Below are 13966 nucleotides of genomic sequence, written 5' to 3'. Positions count from 1 at the left end.
CGGGTGAGCCGTCCCCGCCTCGGTGGCAGGGGGCGGGCCGTCCGAAGGATCGAGCAGCCCGCCCCAGCCCGCCCCGTGATCAGCGGCGGGCATATTCGCGGAAGCCGCGTCCCGTCTTGCGGCCGAGGCAGCCCGCGGCCACCAGGTGCTCCAGCAGCGGCGCCGGAGCCAGGCCCGGGTCGCGGAACTCGCGGTGCAGCACCTTCTCGATGGCGAGCGAGACATCGAGCCCGACCACGTCGAGCAGCTCGAACGGGCCCATCGGATAGCCGCCGCCCAGCTTCATCGCGGCGTCGATGTCGTCCAGCGTGGCGTAGTGCTCCTGGACCATCTTGATCGCGTTGTTGAGGTACGGGAAGAGCAGGGCGTTGACGATGAAGCCGGCCCGGTCGCCGCAGTCCACCGGGTGCTTCTTGATCTTCGTGGTCACCTCGCGGACCGTGGCGTGGACCTCGTCGGAGGTCAGGACCGTACGGACGACCTCGACCAGCTTCATCGCCGGGGCCGGGTTGAAGAAGTGCATGCCGATGACGTCCTGCGGGCGCGAGGTGGCGCGGGCGCAGGCCACGACGGGCAGCGAGGAGGTCGTGGTGGCGAGCACCGCACCCTCCTTGCAGATCTTGTCGAGGGTGGCGAAGAGCTGCTGCTTGATCTCCAGGTCCTCGGCCACCGCCTCGACGGCGAGGTCCACGTCCTCGAAGGCGTCGAGCGAGCCGGCCGGGCAGACGCGCTCCAGCGTCGCCTCGCGCGCCTCGGCCGTCATCCGGCCCTTGTCGACGGAGCGTGAAAGCGACTTGGCGATACGGGACTTGGCCGTCTCGGCCTTCTCCAGCGAACGGGCGGCGAGCACCACGTCGTAGCCGGCCTTGGCGAAGACCTCGGCGATGCCGCTCGCCATCGTGCCGGAACCGGCCACGCCGACCGAGCGGATCTCACGGCCGCCCGCCGCCTCGGCCGCCGGCTGCGGGGTGAGGGCGTCCGGCACCAGGACTCCGGTGCCCGGGGCTGCGTAGGTGTAGAAGCCGCGGCCCGCCTTGCGGCCGGTCAGACCCGCCTCGCTGAGCTGCTTGAGGATGGGGGCGGGCGCGTGCAGCCGGTCGCGGGATTCGGTGTACATCGCGTCCAGCACGGTACGGGCGGTGTCGATGCCGATCAGGTCGAGCAGCGCGAGCGGGCCCATCGGCAGCCCGCAGCCGAGCTTCATCGCGGCGTCGATGTCCTCGCGGGACGCGTACTTGGCCTCGTACATCGCGGCGGCCTGGTTGAGGTAGCCGAAGAGCAGACCGTCCGCGACGAAGCCGGGCCGGTCGCCGACCGCGACGGGCTCCTTGCCGAGCTCGCGGGCGAGCTCGGTGACGGCCTCGACGGCGCCCGGCGCGGTCAGCACCGAGGAGACCACCTCGACCAGCTTCATCGCCGGGGCCGGGTTGAAGAAGTGCAGGCCGAGCACGCGCTCGGGGTGCTCGGAGTCCGCGGCGAGCCGCGTCACCGACAGGGCGTTGGTGCCGGTGGCGAGGATGGTGCCGGGGCGGACGATGGAGTCCAGCGCGCGGAAGACCTGCTGCTTGGCCTCGTACGACTCGGACACGACCTCGATGACGAGGTTGGCGTCGGCGGCGGCCTGCAGATCGGAGAAGGTGCGGAAGCGGGCGAGGGTGTTCCGGCGCTCCTCCTCGGTGATCCGCTCGCGCTCCACGGCGCGGGCGGTGGAGGCCTCGAGGGCGGTGACGGCCTGGCGGGCGGCGGCGTCGCTGATGTCAATGCCGATGACCTCACGGCCGGCGCGGGCGAGGACCTCGGCGATGCCGGTGCCCATGGTGCCGAGGCCGACGACGGCAATGGTGTGCAGTGGGGTGTCCATCGTGGGACTCCAGGGATGAGTGACGACTGGTGAGGGGCGCGCGCGGCGAGGACGCCAAAAGGCGCAGGGACGCCAGAGGGCGCAGGGCGCACGGAAATCGGCGCACCGTTCATGCGTGTCGTGGTGCTGGGCCGACGGACTTTGTCCCGAAGTCGCGTCGTACGTCGTGCAGAACTGCCGAACCGACAAGCACTCGCGGTGGCTGCGTCACCAGGCCACCGTGAGCCGCGGGGGGTTACCCGCTCACTTGAGATTAACTCGCGAGTAACGAGCGCGCCAGGGGTGGGCCGGTGTGATCTGGATCGCCGGTGCATCGCCGATACGCTGACCGCCATGGATGAGGGGTGCCGCCATGGATGAGGAGTTACGGTCGCTGGCTCAGCGGCTGCGGGGTGAATCGGGCGGCTCGGTGGCATACGAACGGCTGCTGGTCACCGAGGACCGGGAGGAGCTCGCGGGGGTCCTCACTGAACATGAACGACCACTGTGGGCCCGGGAGATCGCGGCCTTCAGGCTCGGCTGCGCGGGGGACCGGCGGGCCTTCGAGGCGCTGGTGCTGCTGCTCAACCACCGCGACCCGGGGCGCTGCGTCTCGGCGGCGCACGCCCTGTCCCGGCTGGCGGACCCCCGTACCTCCCGCGCGGCGGCCGCGCTGGCCACCAACGAGCTGCGGGTCGCCTACGCGCTGGTCCCGGTGCGGCTGCTCACCCGCCTGCGGGCCCCGGAGTCCGTACCGGCGCTGATCACGGTCCTGCGCCGGAGACTGACCCCTGGAGACCCCCACTGGGGGCTGGCTCTGGCTTGCGTGGAGGGCCTGGGCGCGCTGGGCGACAAACGAGCGCACGCCATCCTGAGGTCGGCCCGCTCCCACCCCAGACTCACGGCAGCGGCGGAGGCGGCGCTGGCCCGCATCACCTGAGGACCGCCCGGCGGCCGAGGAAAAAAGGCCGCCGGACCGGCCACGGAAGCCGCCGGACCGCCCCCGGCACACCGCCGCCGGACCGCCCCCCGGCACACCGCCGCCGGACCGGCCCCGGAAGCCGCCGGACCGCCCCGGCACACCCGTGCCTATGCCGTCAGCGCACGCGCATACCGCACCTCCGGGACCGCTACCCCGTCCACCTCGAACGGCTCCTCCGCGCCGTCGGGCGCGAAGCCCGCCTTGCCGTAAAAGCGGCGCGCCCGCTCGTTCTCCTTCAGCACCCACAGCTGCATCCGCTCGAAACCGTGCGCCGCCGCCCGCCCCGTCAGCTCGTCCATCAGCGCTCGCCCCACCCCCGTCGCGACCCGCTCCGGCAGCACATAGAGCGCGTACAGCTCGCACACACCAGGTGCCTCGCCCTCGTCCCGGCTCGGCCCGAAGCAGCCCCACCCGACCACCTCGCCGTCGCGCTCGGCGACCACATGGGTGACCCTGCCGCCGTCGTCCCCGGAGAAGTGGGCGCGACGCCTGGCCGCGTCCTCCTCGATGCTCATCGCGTCCAGATACGACTGGGGCATCAGCCCTGCGTAGGCGGATCGCCAGCCCCGCACCCGGACCGCGGCGACGGCATCGCAGTCGCCGACCGCCATGTCCCGTATCCGGACGTCCATCGGCTAGCCCTCCTCGCCGACCAGCGCGAACGCCTCGATCTCGACGAGCAGTTCGGGCCGGAGCAGCGCCGTCACCTGGACCGCCGAGCTCGCCGGCAGCCGACCGGCGTCGATCACCTCGTCGCGCGCCGCCCGGACCGCCGGCAGGTGCGCCACGTCGGTGACGAAATACGTCAGCTTGACCACATCGTCGAACGACGCGCCCGCCGCCGCCAGACAGCGGCGCAGGTTCTCGAAGACCTGGCGGGCCTGCGCCGCCGGGTCTCCCTCGCCCACCACCTTGCCGTCCGCGTCCAGGGCGCACTGCCCCGATATCGCCACGAACCGGCCGGTGCCCCAGACGACGTGGCTGTAGTGGGCGCTGGGTGCGACGCCCTCGGGGGCTTGTACGCGGGTGAGTTGCGAAGTCATGCGCCCATCCTTGCGCACGCCACTGACAACCGGCCCGGAGCGCCTGCAATCGGCTCGGAGCGCTGACAATGCCCCGGAGCACCTGCAATCGGCTCAGAGCAGCGTCAGCTGCGTCGGCTCCGGCTCCACCGGCTCCGCCTCCTGCCGCAACGGGATCCGCCTCGGCATCCCCCGGTCCGCCGGGCCTATCCCGAACTCCGTGGCCAGTTCGTGCACATGGCGCGTGATCCGCCGCTGGTACCACTTGGGCGCGTACGCCCCCTCCGCGTACAGCCGCTCGTACCGCCGCACCAGATACGGATGGTGCTCGCCGAGCCATGCCATGAACCACTCCCGCGCGCCGGGCCGCAGATGCAGCACGAGCGGGGTCACCGACGTGGCCCCGGACGCGGCGATCGCCCGCACCGTCGCCCGCAGCTGGTCGGGGTGATCGCCGAGGAAGGGGATCACCGGCGCCATCAGCACGCCGCAGCCGATGCCGTTGTCCGTCAGGGTTCGTACGACGTCCAGACGCCGCTCGGGCGACGGCGTGCCCGGCTCGACGGTGCGCCACAGCTCACGGTCGGTGAAGCCGACGGAGACGGAGATCCCAACCTCGGTCACCTCCGACGCCTGCCGCAACAGCTCCAGATCGCGCAGGATCAGCGTGCCCTTGGTGAGGATCGAGAACGGATTCGCATGGTCCCGCAGGGCCGCGATGATGCCCGGCATCAGGCGGTACCGCCCCTCCGCCCGCTGGTAGCAGTCGACATTCGTCCCCATCGCGACATGCGCGCCCTGCCAGCGCCGCGATGCCAGCTGGCGGCGCAGCAGCTCCGGAGCGTTGATCTTCACCACTATCTGGGAGTCGAACCCGAGCCCGGTGTCGAGGTCCAGATAGCTGTGGGTCTTGCGGGCGAAGCAGTAGACGCACGCGTGCGTGCAGCCCCGATACGGATTGACCGTCCACTCGAACGGCATCCGCGAAGCACCCGGCACCCGGTTCAGGATCGACCGGGCGCGGATCTCATGGAAGGTGATGCCGCGGAATTCGGGGGTGTCGAAGGTCCTGGTGGTCACCGCCGACGTACCGAAAAGTGCGGTGTCCCCGGCCGCCCGGGGGTTCTCGACCAGATTGTCCCAGCGCATGGACGCCTCCTCGGTAGCTCTGGCCACAGAATAGAACACATGTTCCCTTGGTCGCTGCAACCTGGATTTGGGCGGCCACGGCCGAGGTGATTGGCTAGGCCCTGTCCGGCAAGATCGGCCGGACAGGGCCTGGCGACGCCCCGAAGAAGCGAATGCTTGGAGGAACAGGAATGGCGCAGGTCGAGGCCACAACGGAACGGATCATCTCGGCGGATGCGGAGAAGGTGTTCGACGCGCTGGCCGACTACGAGAACACCCGCGCGAAGGTCCTGCCCGAGCACTTCAGCGAGTACAAGGTCCTGGAGGGCGGCGACGGTGAGGGCACTGTCGTCCACTGGAAGCTCCAGGCGACCAGCAAGCGCATCCGTGACTGCGTCCTCGAGGTGACCGAGCCGACGGAAGGCCGGCTGATCGAGAAGGACCGCAACTCCTCGATGGTCACCACCTGGACCGTCACCCCGGCCGGCGAGGGCAAGTCCAAGGTCGTCGTCAGCACGGTCTGGAACGGCGCCGGCGGCATCGGTGGATTCTTCGAGAAGACCTTCGCCCCCAAGGGACTTGGCCGTATCTACGACGCACTGCTCGCCAAGCTCGCGGCCGAGGTCGAGAAGTAACCCCGAAGCAACCCCACTGAGTTGCCGTGACGCTCAACGGTCGTGCCGTGACGCACGCCGGCGTTGCCGCGGCGCTCACCGTTTCGAGTGGTCTTCCGTACGGGGGCTGTCCTTCGCCGTAGGGGCTCCGACCGGCGCTTAAGCCGCTCACTCACCGCTTCCACCCCAACTCGTCGCGCTTGCCGCAGTTGTCGCGTAATGCGAGAAATGGGCCCGCGCAGCCGCGACGAAGGGGAGCAGTGACGTGGGCGGGATCACGCTGGTGAAGGACGAGGAGACGGCTCCGGCCGTGGTCGGACCACCTCCCCGTGGGGTGCCGGCCGCGGCCCCTCCCCGTGGCGTGCCTGCCGCCGCCCCGGCGCTCAGCCCGCGCCGCGTACGCCTTGTCTTCACCGGCCTGATGCTCGCGCTGCTCCTCGCGGCGCTGGAGCAGATGATCGTCGCCACCGCCCTGCCGAAGATCGTCGGCGAACTCCAGGGCCTGGACCGGATGCCCTGGGCGATCACCGCCTATCTCCTCACCGCCACCGTCGGCCTGCCGATCTACGGCAAACTCGGCGACCTCTTCGGCCGCAAGGGCGTCTTCCAGTTCGCGATCGTCGTCTTCGTCATCGGCTCCGCGCTGGCCGGCTGGTCGCGCACGATGGACGAGCTCATCGCCTTCCGTGCCATTCAGGGCGTCGGCGCCGGCGGCCTCATGATCGGCGTGCAGGCGATCATCGCCGACATCGTCCCGGCCCGGCAGCGTGGCCGCTTCATGGGCCTCATCGGCGCGGCCTTCGGAGTCGCCTCCGTCGCGGGCCCGTTGCTCGGCGGCTTCTTCACCGACCACGCGTCCTGGCGCTGGTGCTTCTATTTCAACGTTCCCTTCGGCCTGGTCACCCTGCTGGTGGTGACCATCGGGCTGAAGCTTCCGAAGCCCGCCGCCCGGGGCCGACTCGACGTACTGGGCGCGCTGTTCCTCGCCGCCGCCTCCACCTTCCTTGTACTGCTGACCAGTTGGGGCGGTACGGAGTACGCATGGGGCTCGCGCGTCATCCTGGGACTCGCGGCCGGCGCGGCCGGAACCACCCTGCTCTTCATCGTCGTCGAGTACTACGCGCCCGAACCGATCATCCCGCTGCGGCTGTTCCGCGACTCGATCTTCAACGTCACCGGCCTCGTCGGCGCGGTCGTCGGCGTCGCGCTCTTCGGTGCGGCCAGCTATCTGCCGACTTTTCTCCAGATGGTCGAGGGGGCCAGTGCCACCGAGTCGGGGCTGCTGATGCTCCCGATGATGGGCGGCATCGTCGCCTCCTCGATCGTCTCCGGCCGGCTCATCAGCCGCACCGGCCGCTACAAGATCTTTCCGGTCCTCGGCTGCGCGATCTCGGCCGTCGGGATGTGGCTGCTGTCCCGTCTCCAGGCCGACACCCCGCGGCTGGACCACAGCATCTGGCAGGCCGTGCTCGGCATCGGCATCGGGCTGGTGATGCCGGTGCTGATCCTCGCCGTGCAGAACGCGGTGCCGCCCACCGACCTCGGCGCCGCCACCAGCGCCAACAACTACTTTCGGCAGATCGGCGGCAGCATCGGCGCCGCCGTCTTCGGCACGCTCCTCGCCGACCGGCTCACCGACGCGCTCGCCCGCCGCCTCCCGGCCGGCGCAGGCCTGCCCGACCCCGACTCCATCACTCCGCAACTCGTCCACGCCATGGGACCCGCGCTGCGCGACGGCTACATCCAGGCGTACGCGCAAACGATGCCGCGGATCTTCCTCCACCTCGTGCCGGTGCTTGCGCTCGGCCTCTTCGTCGCCTTCTTCCTCAAGGAGAAACCGCTGGTGACCCACAACGCCTTCACCGCCGAAACCGCTTCCGTGCCCACGGCCCGCAGAGCGCCCGCCTACGCCTCGGGCGTCCCGGTCTGCGGCACCGTGCAGCACCACGACAGCAGCATCGTCCCGCGCGCAGCCCTCACCCTCATCGACGTACAGGGGAAACAGGTCGGGCGCGGCGCGAGTGGCGAGGACGGACGGTATGCGCTGAGCGTGCCGGGCTCCGGCTCGTACGTGATGATCGCGGCGGCGGGCGGGCATCAGCCGCAGGCCGTCACGGTCACCGTCGGTGAGCGCCCCGTCGAGCTCGATGTGGTCCTCGGCGGGGCCGGCCGGCTTGCCGGTTCCGTCGTCACGGCGGAGGGCGCACCCGTGCGGGACGCCGCGGTGACCCTCACCGACGTCCGGGGGGAGGTCGTCGCCACCACCCGCAGCGGCCGTGAAGGCGGCTATGTGATGTCGGAGTTGGTGGCGGGGGAGTACACGCTCGCCGCGAGCGCCCCCGCCTTCCGTCCCGCCGCGCTCCCGGTGAGCGTGCAGGCGTCGCGCGAGACCCGGCAGGACATCGAGCTGGCGGGTGGGGCGGTGTTGCGCGGCATCGTACGGTCTTCCGGCGGACGGCCGGTCGAGGATGCGCGCGTCACGCTGCTCGACGCAGCAGCCAATGTGGTGGACTCCCTCACCACCGGACCCGACGGCACGTTCCGGTTCGTCGACCTGTCGTCGGGGGAGTACACCGTCATCGCCGCAGGTTACCCGCCGGTTGCGACAGTTCTGCAGGTGGCCGGGGGCGGACGCACCGAGCGTGATCTCCAACTGGGGCACGAGGACTGACCACTTGTACGTGTACGCGGGTGCACGACCCATTTCACCGTTGCCCGGCGCACGGCGTGCACAGCGCCGTACCGTGGTGGTAAGGCCGCTGCCTCAGGCGGCGGGGAAGGAGCCTGTCACCCATGGACAGTGGTGTTCCGCCGACACCCCCGCAGCAGTACGCCGCGGCCGGCCGGATTCCGCTTGCCGTGGTCGTCGTGGACGGCGACGGCCTGGTGTCGCACTGGTCGACCGGTGCGCGGCGGCTGTTCGGCCCGTCCAGGGAACAGGCGGTGGGACAGCCCGTCGTCGAGTTACTCCCCATCTCCGGCGCGCTCGCAAGAGACGGCGAGTACGAGGAGTACGACGCATACGGCGGTCTGGGCCCCGGACTCGACGCCTCGCTGAACGGCCTCACCTCCTACCCCGCGGCCGGCCGGGCGCGCCTCTCCGAGGCGGGGCGCGAGAGGGTGGATGTGCTGTGGTGGGCGTACCCCATGGTCGGACCCGGACACGAGCGACTGCTCGTACTGGCCGCGGACGCCGCGCAGTTCAGGAGCGAGGACGAGAGCGTCGAGCGCATCGCGCCCGGATTCGCCCTCCACACTGAATTCACGGAGTTTCCCGGCTTCGGCGAACTGGCGCGCCGGCTCCCCGAGATCCTGCCGAGCATGAGCGTGCACGAGTCGACGCGGATTGTCTCCCAGGTCCTCGACCTCGGCTATCCGGTGCTTGAGTTCAGCCATCACGACCGGGTTCCGGTCACCCCCGACTGGGGTGTGCCCAGGCGCGCGGAGCGCACGGCGCGGCAGCAGGCCGCCGAGGCGGCCGCGGCGGCCGGGCAGGCGGTGGAGGCGGCCGACCTCGAGCAGGATCTCGAGTATTCCGCGGTGCGCGAGCGGCTCGAATTCCTCAACGAAGTCAGCGGGCGCATCGGAACGTCGCTCGATCTGGCACGCACCATCCGCGAGGTCACCAGCGCCGCCGTGCCCCGCTTCGCGGACTTCGCCGGGACGCATCTGCGTGCGGCCGTGCTGGCGGGCGAGGGGTTCCCGGACGGTCCGCCGGGGGTGACGACCATCTGGCACCGCGTGTGGGTCGAGCACAACGACGAACCCAACCGCTGGGACGACACCGTTCCGGTCGGCGAGGCCATCGCCTTTCCCGAGCACACGCCGTTCTTCCAGTGCATGGTGACCGGAGTGCCGGTACTCATCCCGCACATCAGCGAGGAGATGGGCAACCGCATCTCGGAACAGTTCGAGAAGCGGGATCTGCGGCCCCTCATCAACCACCGCTCGATGCTGCTCGTTCCCCTCAAGGCGCGCAATGTCGTACTCGGCTTCATGGTGCTGATGCGGCGGCCGGGCCGGGAGGCGTTCAACGACATGGACCGCACGACCGGCGCCGAACTCGCCGCCCGTGCCGGTCTCGTCCTCGACAACGCCCGCATGTACACATACCAGGAGAATGTCGCCGAGACGCTGCAGGACAGCATGCTGCCGCAGGTCACCCCGCGCATGGCGGGCTGCGACACCGCCACCCGCTATCTGCCGGGCACCCGGCTCGGCCGGGTCGGCGGCGACTGGTTCGACACCATCAAACTGCCCGGCTCGCGCACCGCGCTCGTCGTCGGCGACGTCATGGGACACGGCCTCAACTCGGCTGCGATGATGGGGCAGTTGCGCACCGCCGTACAGACCATGGCTGCCATGGAGCTGCCGCCCGCGCAACTGCTCCGCAACCTCGACGACCTGGCACGGCGGCTCGGCGAGCAGTATCTGGCGACCTGTCTGTACGCCGTCTACGACCCGATCCGTTCCGAGCTTCAGATCTCCAACGCGGGCCATATCCCGCCCGTGCTGGTCCGGGCCGAGGACGGCCGCAGCGAGCTGCTCGAGCTGCCCACCGGCGCGCCCATCGGCGTCGGCGGGGTCCCGTTCGAGACAACCCGGGTCCCGGTGGCGCCCGGCGACCGCCTGGTGATGTGCACGGACGGACTGGTGGAGGTGCGCGGCGAGGACATCGGCGTCGGCCTCGCCACGCTGTGCGAGTCCGCCGCTCACCCCGCGGCCGCCATGGACGACGCCTGCGACACCATCATCCGGGCACTGAACACCCGGGGCGGGCGCAAGGACGATGTGGCCCTGCTGATGTCGCGGCTCAACGGCATCGCCGCCGAGGACGTCGCCGAGTGGCGGCTGTCGCCCGAGCCGCACGAGGTGGGGCGCGCCCGGCGGCTGGTCCGCGAGCAGCTCGCCGTCTGGGGCCTGGCGGAACTGTCCTCGAACGTCGAGCTCTTGGCGAGCGAGTTGGTGACGAACGCGGTGCGGCATGCGCACGGGGGCCATGTGGACCTGCGGCTGGTGCGTTCCGACACGCTGCTGTGCGAAGTGTCCGACGACGATCACGAATTGCCGACACTGCTCAGCGCGAGCCCCGAGGACGAGTGCGGGCGCGGGCTACGGGTGGTGAGCCGCCTGGCGGCGGAGTGGGGAAGCAGCCGCAGCGCGGTCGGCAAGGCCGTCTGGTTCGAACAGGCACTCCCGCGTGGGCAGCGCGGCGGACGCCGAGGGTGAAAGGGAACGCGCGAACTCCCTTGCACGGTCAACTGCCGCACGGTAGACCGATCTTGACGTGATGTGCCGGGTACGTCGGTACATCGGTACGGCCGCCGTCGCATCCGTACGGCGTCGTCATCGGCATCGTCGTCCGGGCCGGACCTGGGGAGCGCGCACATGGACGTGTCAGAGGAATACCGGGACGCGTGGGAAGGCTACTGGCGCGAGACGACCGACGCGCCGGGCGAGGCGATCTGGGACTCCGACCCGTCGCTGACCGCCGAGCCGCACACCGAACTGCTGCTGCCCTACGCGGACTCCGCGCTGCCCATAGTGGATCTGGGCTGCGGCAACGGGACGCAGACCCGCTATCTGGCCGGCCGCTTCCCGAAGGCGGTCGGCGTGGACATCTCGCATGCGGCGATCGAGCACGCACGCCGGGCCGACGCCACCGGGGTCGCCGAGTTCCGGCAGCTCAGTCTGGTGGACGGCCCGGCGGTCAGGGAACTGCACCGGCGTCTCGGGGACTGCCACGTCTATATGCGTGCGGTGATCCACCAGAGCAGGCCTCAGGACCGGGCGGCGGTCGCCCACGCGATCGCCGAATTCGTCGGCACGCGCGGGCGCGCCTTCGTCGTCGAGCTGGTCTCGGCGTCCAGGGACGTACTGCGCCGGGCGGCCGAGGGGCCCGACGGGCCGCCCCCCAAACTGCGCAGGGTCTTCGCACACGGGCTGAAACCCGCGGACGCCTCGGACGAGGAGGTGCCCGCCCTGCTGGCGGAAGCGGGCCTGGACATCTTCACGAGCGGCGAGACGGCACTCGCGCAGACGGAGTATCTGGCGGACGGCACCCGGATCGAGCTGCCCGCCCGGTGGTTCGTGGTCGGGCGGCGCTGAGCCGCTGTTCCGGCCGCCCGCCTGGGGTCCTGTCCGGCCGATCTTGCCGGGCTCGGCAGTTATCCACAGGGCTGGTGGGGGTGGAAGGCGCCGCGTAACGTTCCGGGCATGAAGATCCTCATCAGCGCCGACATGGAAGGCGCCACAGGTGTGACCTGGCCTGCCGACGTGCTGCCCGGCACCCCCCAGTGGGAGCGCTGCCGGTCCATGTTCACCTCCGATGTGAACGCGGCGGTGCTCGGTTTCTTCGACGGCGGCGCCGATGAGGTGCTCATCAATGAAGCGCACTGGAGCATGCGCAATCTGCTGCTGGAGCGGCTGGACGAACGGGCCGAAATGCTGACCGGCAGACACAAGTCGCTGTCGATGGTGGAGGGTGTGCAGCACGGCGATGTCGACGCCATCGCCTTCGTCGGCTACCACACGGGAGCGGGCACGGAGGGCGTGCTCGCACACACCTACCTCGCCAACTCGATCACAGGGGTATGGCTGAACGGCGCGCGGGCGAGCGAGGGCCTGCTCAACGCCCATGTGGTCGCGGAGTACGGCGTGCCGGTGGTGCTGGTCACCGGTGACGACCTGACCTGCGTGGACGCCGAGGGCTATGCGCCGGAGGCCCGCAAGGTCGCGGTGAAGGACCATGTCTCGCGGTATGCGGCGGTGTGCCGCACCCCGGCTCGTACCGCCTCCGACATCCGGGCCGCCGCCAAGGAGGCGACCGCCCTCGCCGGGCGTCAGGAGCCGGTGCGGGGCGGCCCGTTCACGGTGGAGCTGGAGTTCGACGCGGCGCATCTGGCGGCGGCGGCCACCGTTGTGCCGGGAGTGGCGGGCAGCGGCGAGCGACGCGTCGCGTACACCAGCGGGACGATGTATGAGGGCATCCGCACCTTCAAAGCGGTCACGACGATCGTCTCGGCGGCAGTGGAGGAGCAGTATGGCTGACGTGACAACGCCCATCGACGGCAAGGCGCTCGACGAGGTGGTTACCTTCACCTCCGAGCTGATCCGGATCGACACCACCAACCGCGGCGGTGGCGACTGCCGGGAGCGGCCCGCCGCGGAGTACGCAGCCGAGCGGCTGGCCGACGCCGGTCTCGAACCCACCCTGCTGGAGCGCACCCCGGGGCGCACCAATGTGGTCGCCCGGATCGAGGGCACCGATCCGTCCGCCGACGCCCTGCTCGTGCACGGTCATCTGGACGTGGTGCCCGCCGAGCCCGCCGACTGGGCCGTGCACCCCTTCTCCGGGGAGATCCGCGACGGCGTCGTATGGGGCCGCGGCGCGGTCGACATGAAGAACATGGACGCGATGATCCTCGCCGTCGTCCGGGCCTGGGCCCGGGCCGGGATCAGGCCCCGGCGCGACATCGTGATCGCGTACACCGCGGACGAGGAGGCCAGCGCGGCCGACGGCTCGGGCTTCCTCGCCGACCAGCACCCCGGCCTCTTCGACGGGTGTACGGAAGGGATCAGCGAGTCCGGGGCCTTCACCTTCCACGCCGGACCCGGGATGGCGCTCTATCCGATCGCCGCCGGAGAGCGCGGCACGGCCTGGCTCAAGCTCACCGCCCACGGCAGGGCGGGCCACGGCTCCAAGGTCAACCGGGCGAACGCGGTGAGCCGGCTCGCGGGGGCGATCGCCCGGATCGGCGAGCACCAGTGGCCGGTGCGGCTCACCCCGACCGTGCGGGCGGCGCTGGCCGAGCTCGCGGTGCTGCACGGCATCGAGACCGATGTGAACGCCGCCGACTTCGACGCGGAATCGCTGATGGCGAAGCTCGGCCCGGCGGCCGCCCTGGTCGAGCCGACCGTGCGCAACAGCGCCAACCCGACCATGCTGGAAGCCGGTTACAAGATCAATGTGATCCCGGGGCACGCCACCGCTTATGTCGACGGCCGGATGGTGCCCGGCGGTGAGGACGAGTTCCGCGACACCCTCGACCGGCTGACGGGGCCGGACGTCGAGTGGGAGTTCCACCACCGCGAGGTGCCGCTGCAGGCACCCATCGACTCCCCGACGTACGCCAAGATGCGGGAGGCCGTGGAGCACTTCGACCCGGACGGGCACGCCGTGCCGTACTGCATGCCGGGCGGCACCGACGCCAAGCAGTTCTCCCGGCTCGGCATCACGGGCTACGGCTTCTCGCCGCTGAAGCTGCCCGTCGGCTTCGACTACGCGGCGCTGTTCCACGGGGTCGACGAACGTGTCCCGGTCGAGGCGCTGCACTTCGGCGTCAATGTTCTCGACCGCTATCTGCGGTCCGCATAGGGG

At 70.7% G+C, this 13966-nt stretch carries 11 protein-coding genes; 7 read left to right on the top strand and 4 right to left on the bottom strand.

The window, feature by feature from the left end:
- Positions 1-79: 79 nt before the first annotated feature.
- Positions 80-1861 carry a 3-hydroxyacyl-CoA dehydrogenase family protein gene (locus OG729_RS07155; protein WP_405805001.1) on the bottom strand — a complete coding sequence of 594 codons (1782 nt, stop codon included), beginning with the start codon at positions 1859-1861 and terminating at the stop codon, positions 80-82.
- A gap of 352 nt (positions 1862-2213) precedes the next feature.
- Between OG729_RS07155 and OG729_RS07150 the strand changes: the two genes are divergently transcribed.
- Positions 2214-2780 (top strand): adenylosuccinate lyase, encoded by a 567-nt coding sequence (locus OG729_RS07150; protein ID WP_405805000.1) that lies wholly within the window; start codon positions 2214-2216, stop codon positions 2778-2780.
- Between the two features lie 149 nt (positions 2781-2929).
- On the opposite strand, the gene OG729_RS07145 is transcribed toward OG729_RS07150, so the two are convergent.
- From OG729_RS07145 to OG729_RS07135, 3 genes are all read right to left on the bottom strand, one after another.
- A complete protein-coding gene (locus tag OG729_RS07145) occupies positions 2930-3454 on the bottom strand; it encodes a GNAT family N-acetyltransferase (RefSeq protein WP_405804999.1) in 525 nt (174 codons plus the stop codon).
- Between the two features lie 3 nt (positions 3455-3457).
- Positions 3458-3865, bottom strand: coding sequence for a RidA family protein (locus tag OG729_RS07140; RefSeq protein WP_405804997.1), 408 nt, complete (start codon positions 3863-3865; stop codon positions 3458-3460).
- 93 nt (positions 3866-3958) lie between these two features.
- Positions 3959-4993: an Rv2578c family radical SAM protein gene (locus OG729_RS07135; protein ID WP_405804996.1), complete on the bottom strand. Its 1035-nt coding sequence runs from the start codon at positions 4991-4993 to the stop codon at positions 3959-3961.
- 170 nt (positions 4994-5163) lie between these two features.
- Between OG729_RS07135 and OG729_RS07130 the strand changes: the two genes are divergently transcribed.
- The 6 genes from OG729_RS07130 (at position 5164) to OG729_RS07105 (ending at position 13963) form a co-directional block, all read left to right on the top strand.
- A complete protein-coding gene (locus OG729_RS07130; RefSeq protein ID WP_404722506.1) occupies positions 5164-5607 on the top strand; it encodes an SRPBCC family protein in 444 nt (147 codons plus the stop codon).
- Between the two features lie 244 nt (positions 5608-5851).
- The gene (locus tag OG729_RS07125) at positions 5852-8257 is read left to right on the top strand and encodes an MFS transporter (RefSeq protein WP_405804994.1); all 2406 of its coding nucleotides are present in this window, start codon (positions 5852-5854) and stop codon (positions 8255-8257) included.
- A 122-nt stretch (positions 8258-8379) separates the two neighbouring features.
- Positions 8380-10815, top strand: a complete 2436-nt coding sequence (locus tag OG729_RS07120) for a SpoIIE family protein phosphatase (protein ID WP_405804993.1) — start codon at positions 8380-8382, stop codon at positions 10813-10815.
- Between the two features lie 159 nt (positions 10816-10974).
- Positions 10975-11694: a class I SAM-dependent methyltransferase gene (locus OG729_RS07115; RefSeq protein WP_405804991.1), complete on the top strand. Its 720-nt coding sequence runs from the start codon at positions 10975-10977 to the stop codon at positions 11692-11694.
- A gap of 108 nt (positions 11695-11802) precedes the next feature.
- The gene (locus OG729_RS07110; protein ID WP_405804990.1) at positions 11803-12636 is read left to right on the top strand and encodes a M55 family metallopeptidase; all 834 of its coding nucleotides are present in this window, start codon (positions 11803-11805) and stop codon (positions 12634-12636) included.
- Positions 12629-13963: a M20/M25/M40 family metallo-hydrolase gene (locus tag OG729_RS07105; protein ID WP_405804988.1), complete on the top strand. Its 1335-nt coding sequence runs from the start codon at positions 12629-12631 to the stop codon at positions 13961-13963. The genes OG729_RS07110 and OG729_RS07105 overlap by 8 nt, the downstream gene beginning before the upstream one ends.
- Positions 13964-13966: the final 3 nt, after the last annotated feature.

The organism is Streptomyces sp. NBC_00210 (genome assembly GCF_045160975.1).
Classification (GTDB): domain Bacteria; phylum Actinomycetota; class Actinomycetes; order Streptomycetales; family Streptomycetaceae; genus Streptomyces.
Note: the sequence above shows the minus strand (reverse complement) of the source record. Positions and strands in the feature narration are given on the sequence as shown.

What these genes read in the sequence shown, in the direction of transcription:
- OG729_RS07130 (WP_404722506.1), top strand. Translation starts at nt 5,164, where the DNA reads ATGGCGCAGGTCGAGGCCACAACGGAACGGATCATCTCGGCGGATGCG.
- OG729_RS07115 (WP_405804991.1), top strand. Translation starts at nt 10,975, where the DNA reads ATGGACGTGTCAGAGGAATACCGGGACGCGTGGGAAGGCTACTGGCGC.
- OG729_RS07110 (WP_405804990.1), top strand. Translation starts at nt 11,803, where the DNA reads ATGAAGATCCTCATCAGCGCCGACATGGAAGGCGCCACAGGTGTGACC.
- OG729_RS07140 (WP_405804997.1), bottom strand. Translation starts at nt 3,865, where the DNA reads ATGACTTCGCAACTCACCCGCGTACAAGCCCCCGAGGGCGTCGCACCC.
- OG729_RS07150 (WP_405805000.1), top strand. Translation starts at nt 2,214, where the DNA reads ATGGATGAGGAGTTACGGTCGCTGGCTCAGCGGCTGCGGGGTGAATCG.
- OG729_RS07145 (WP_405804999.1), bottom strand. Translation starts at nt 3,454, where the DNA reads ATGGACGTCCGGATACGGGACATGGCGGTCGGCGACTGCGATGCCGTC.
- OG729_RS07120 (WP_405804993.1), top strand. Translation starts at nt 8,380, where the DNA reads ATGGACAGTGGTGTTCCGCCGACACCCCCGCAGCAGTACGCCGCGGCC.
- OG729_RS07135 (WP_405804996.1), bottom strand. Translation starts at nt 4,993, where the DNA reads ATGCGCTGGGACAATCTGGTCGAGAACCCCCGGGCGGCCGGGGACACC.
- OG729_RS07155 (WP_405805001.1), bottom strand. Translation starts at nt 1,861, where the DNA reads ATGGACACCCCACTGCACACCATTGCCGTCGTCGGCCTCGGCACCATG.
- OG729_RS07105 (WP_405804988.1), top strand. Translation starts at nt 12,629, where the DNA reads ATGGCTGACGTGACAACGCCCATCGACGGCAAGGCGCTCGACGAGGTG.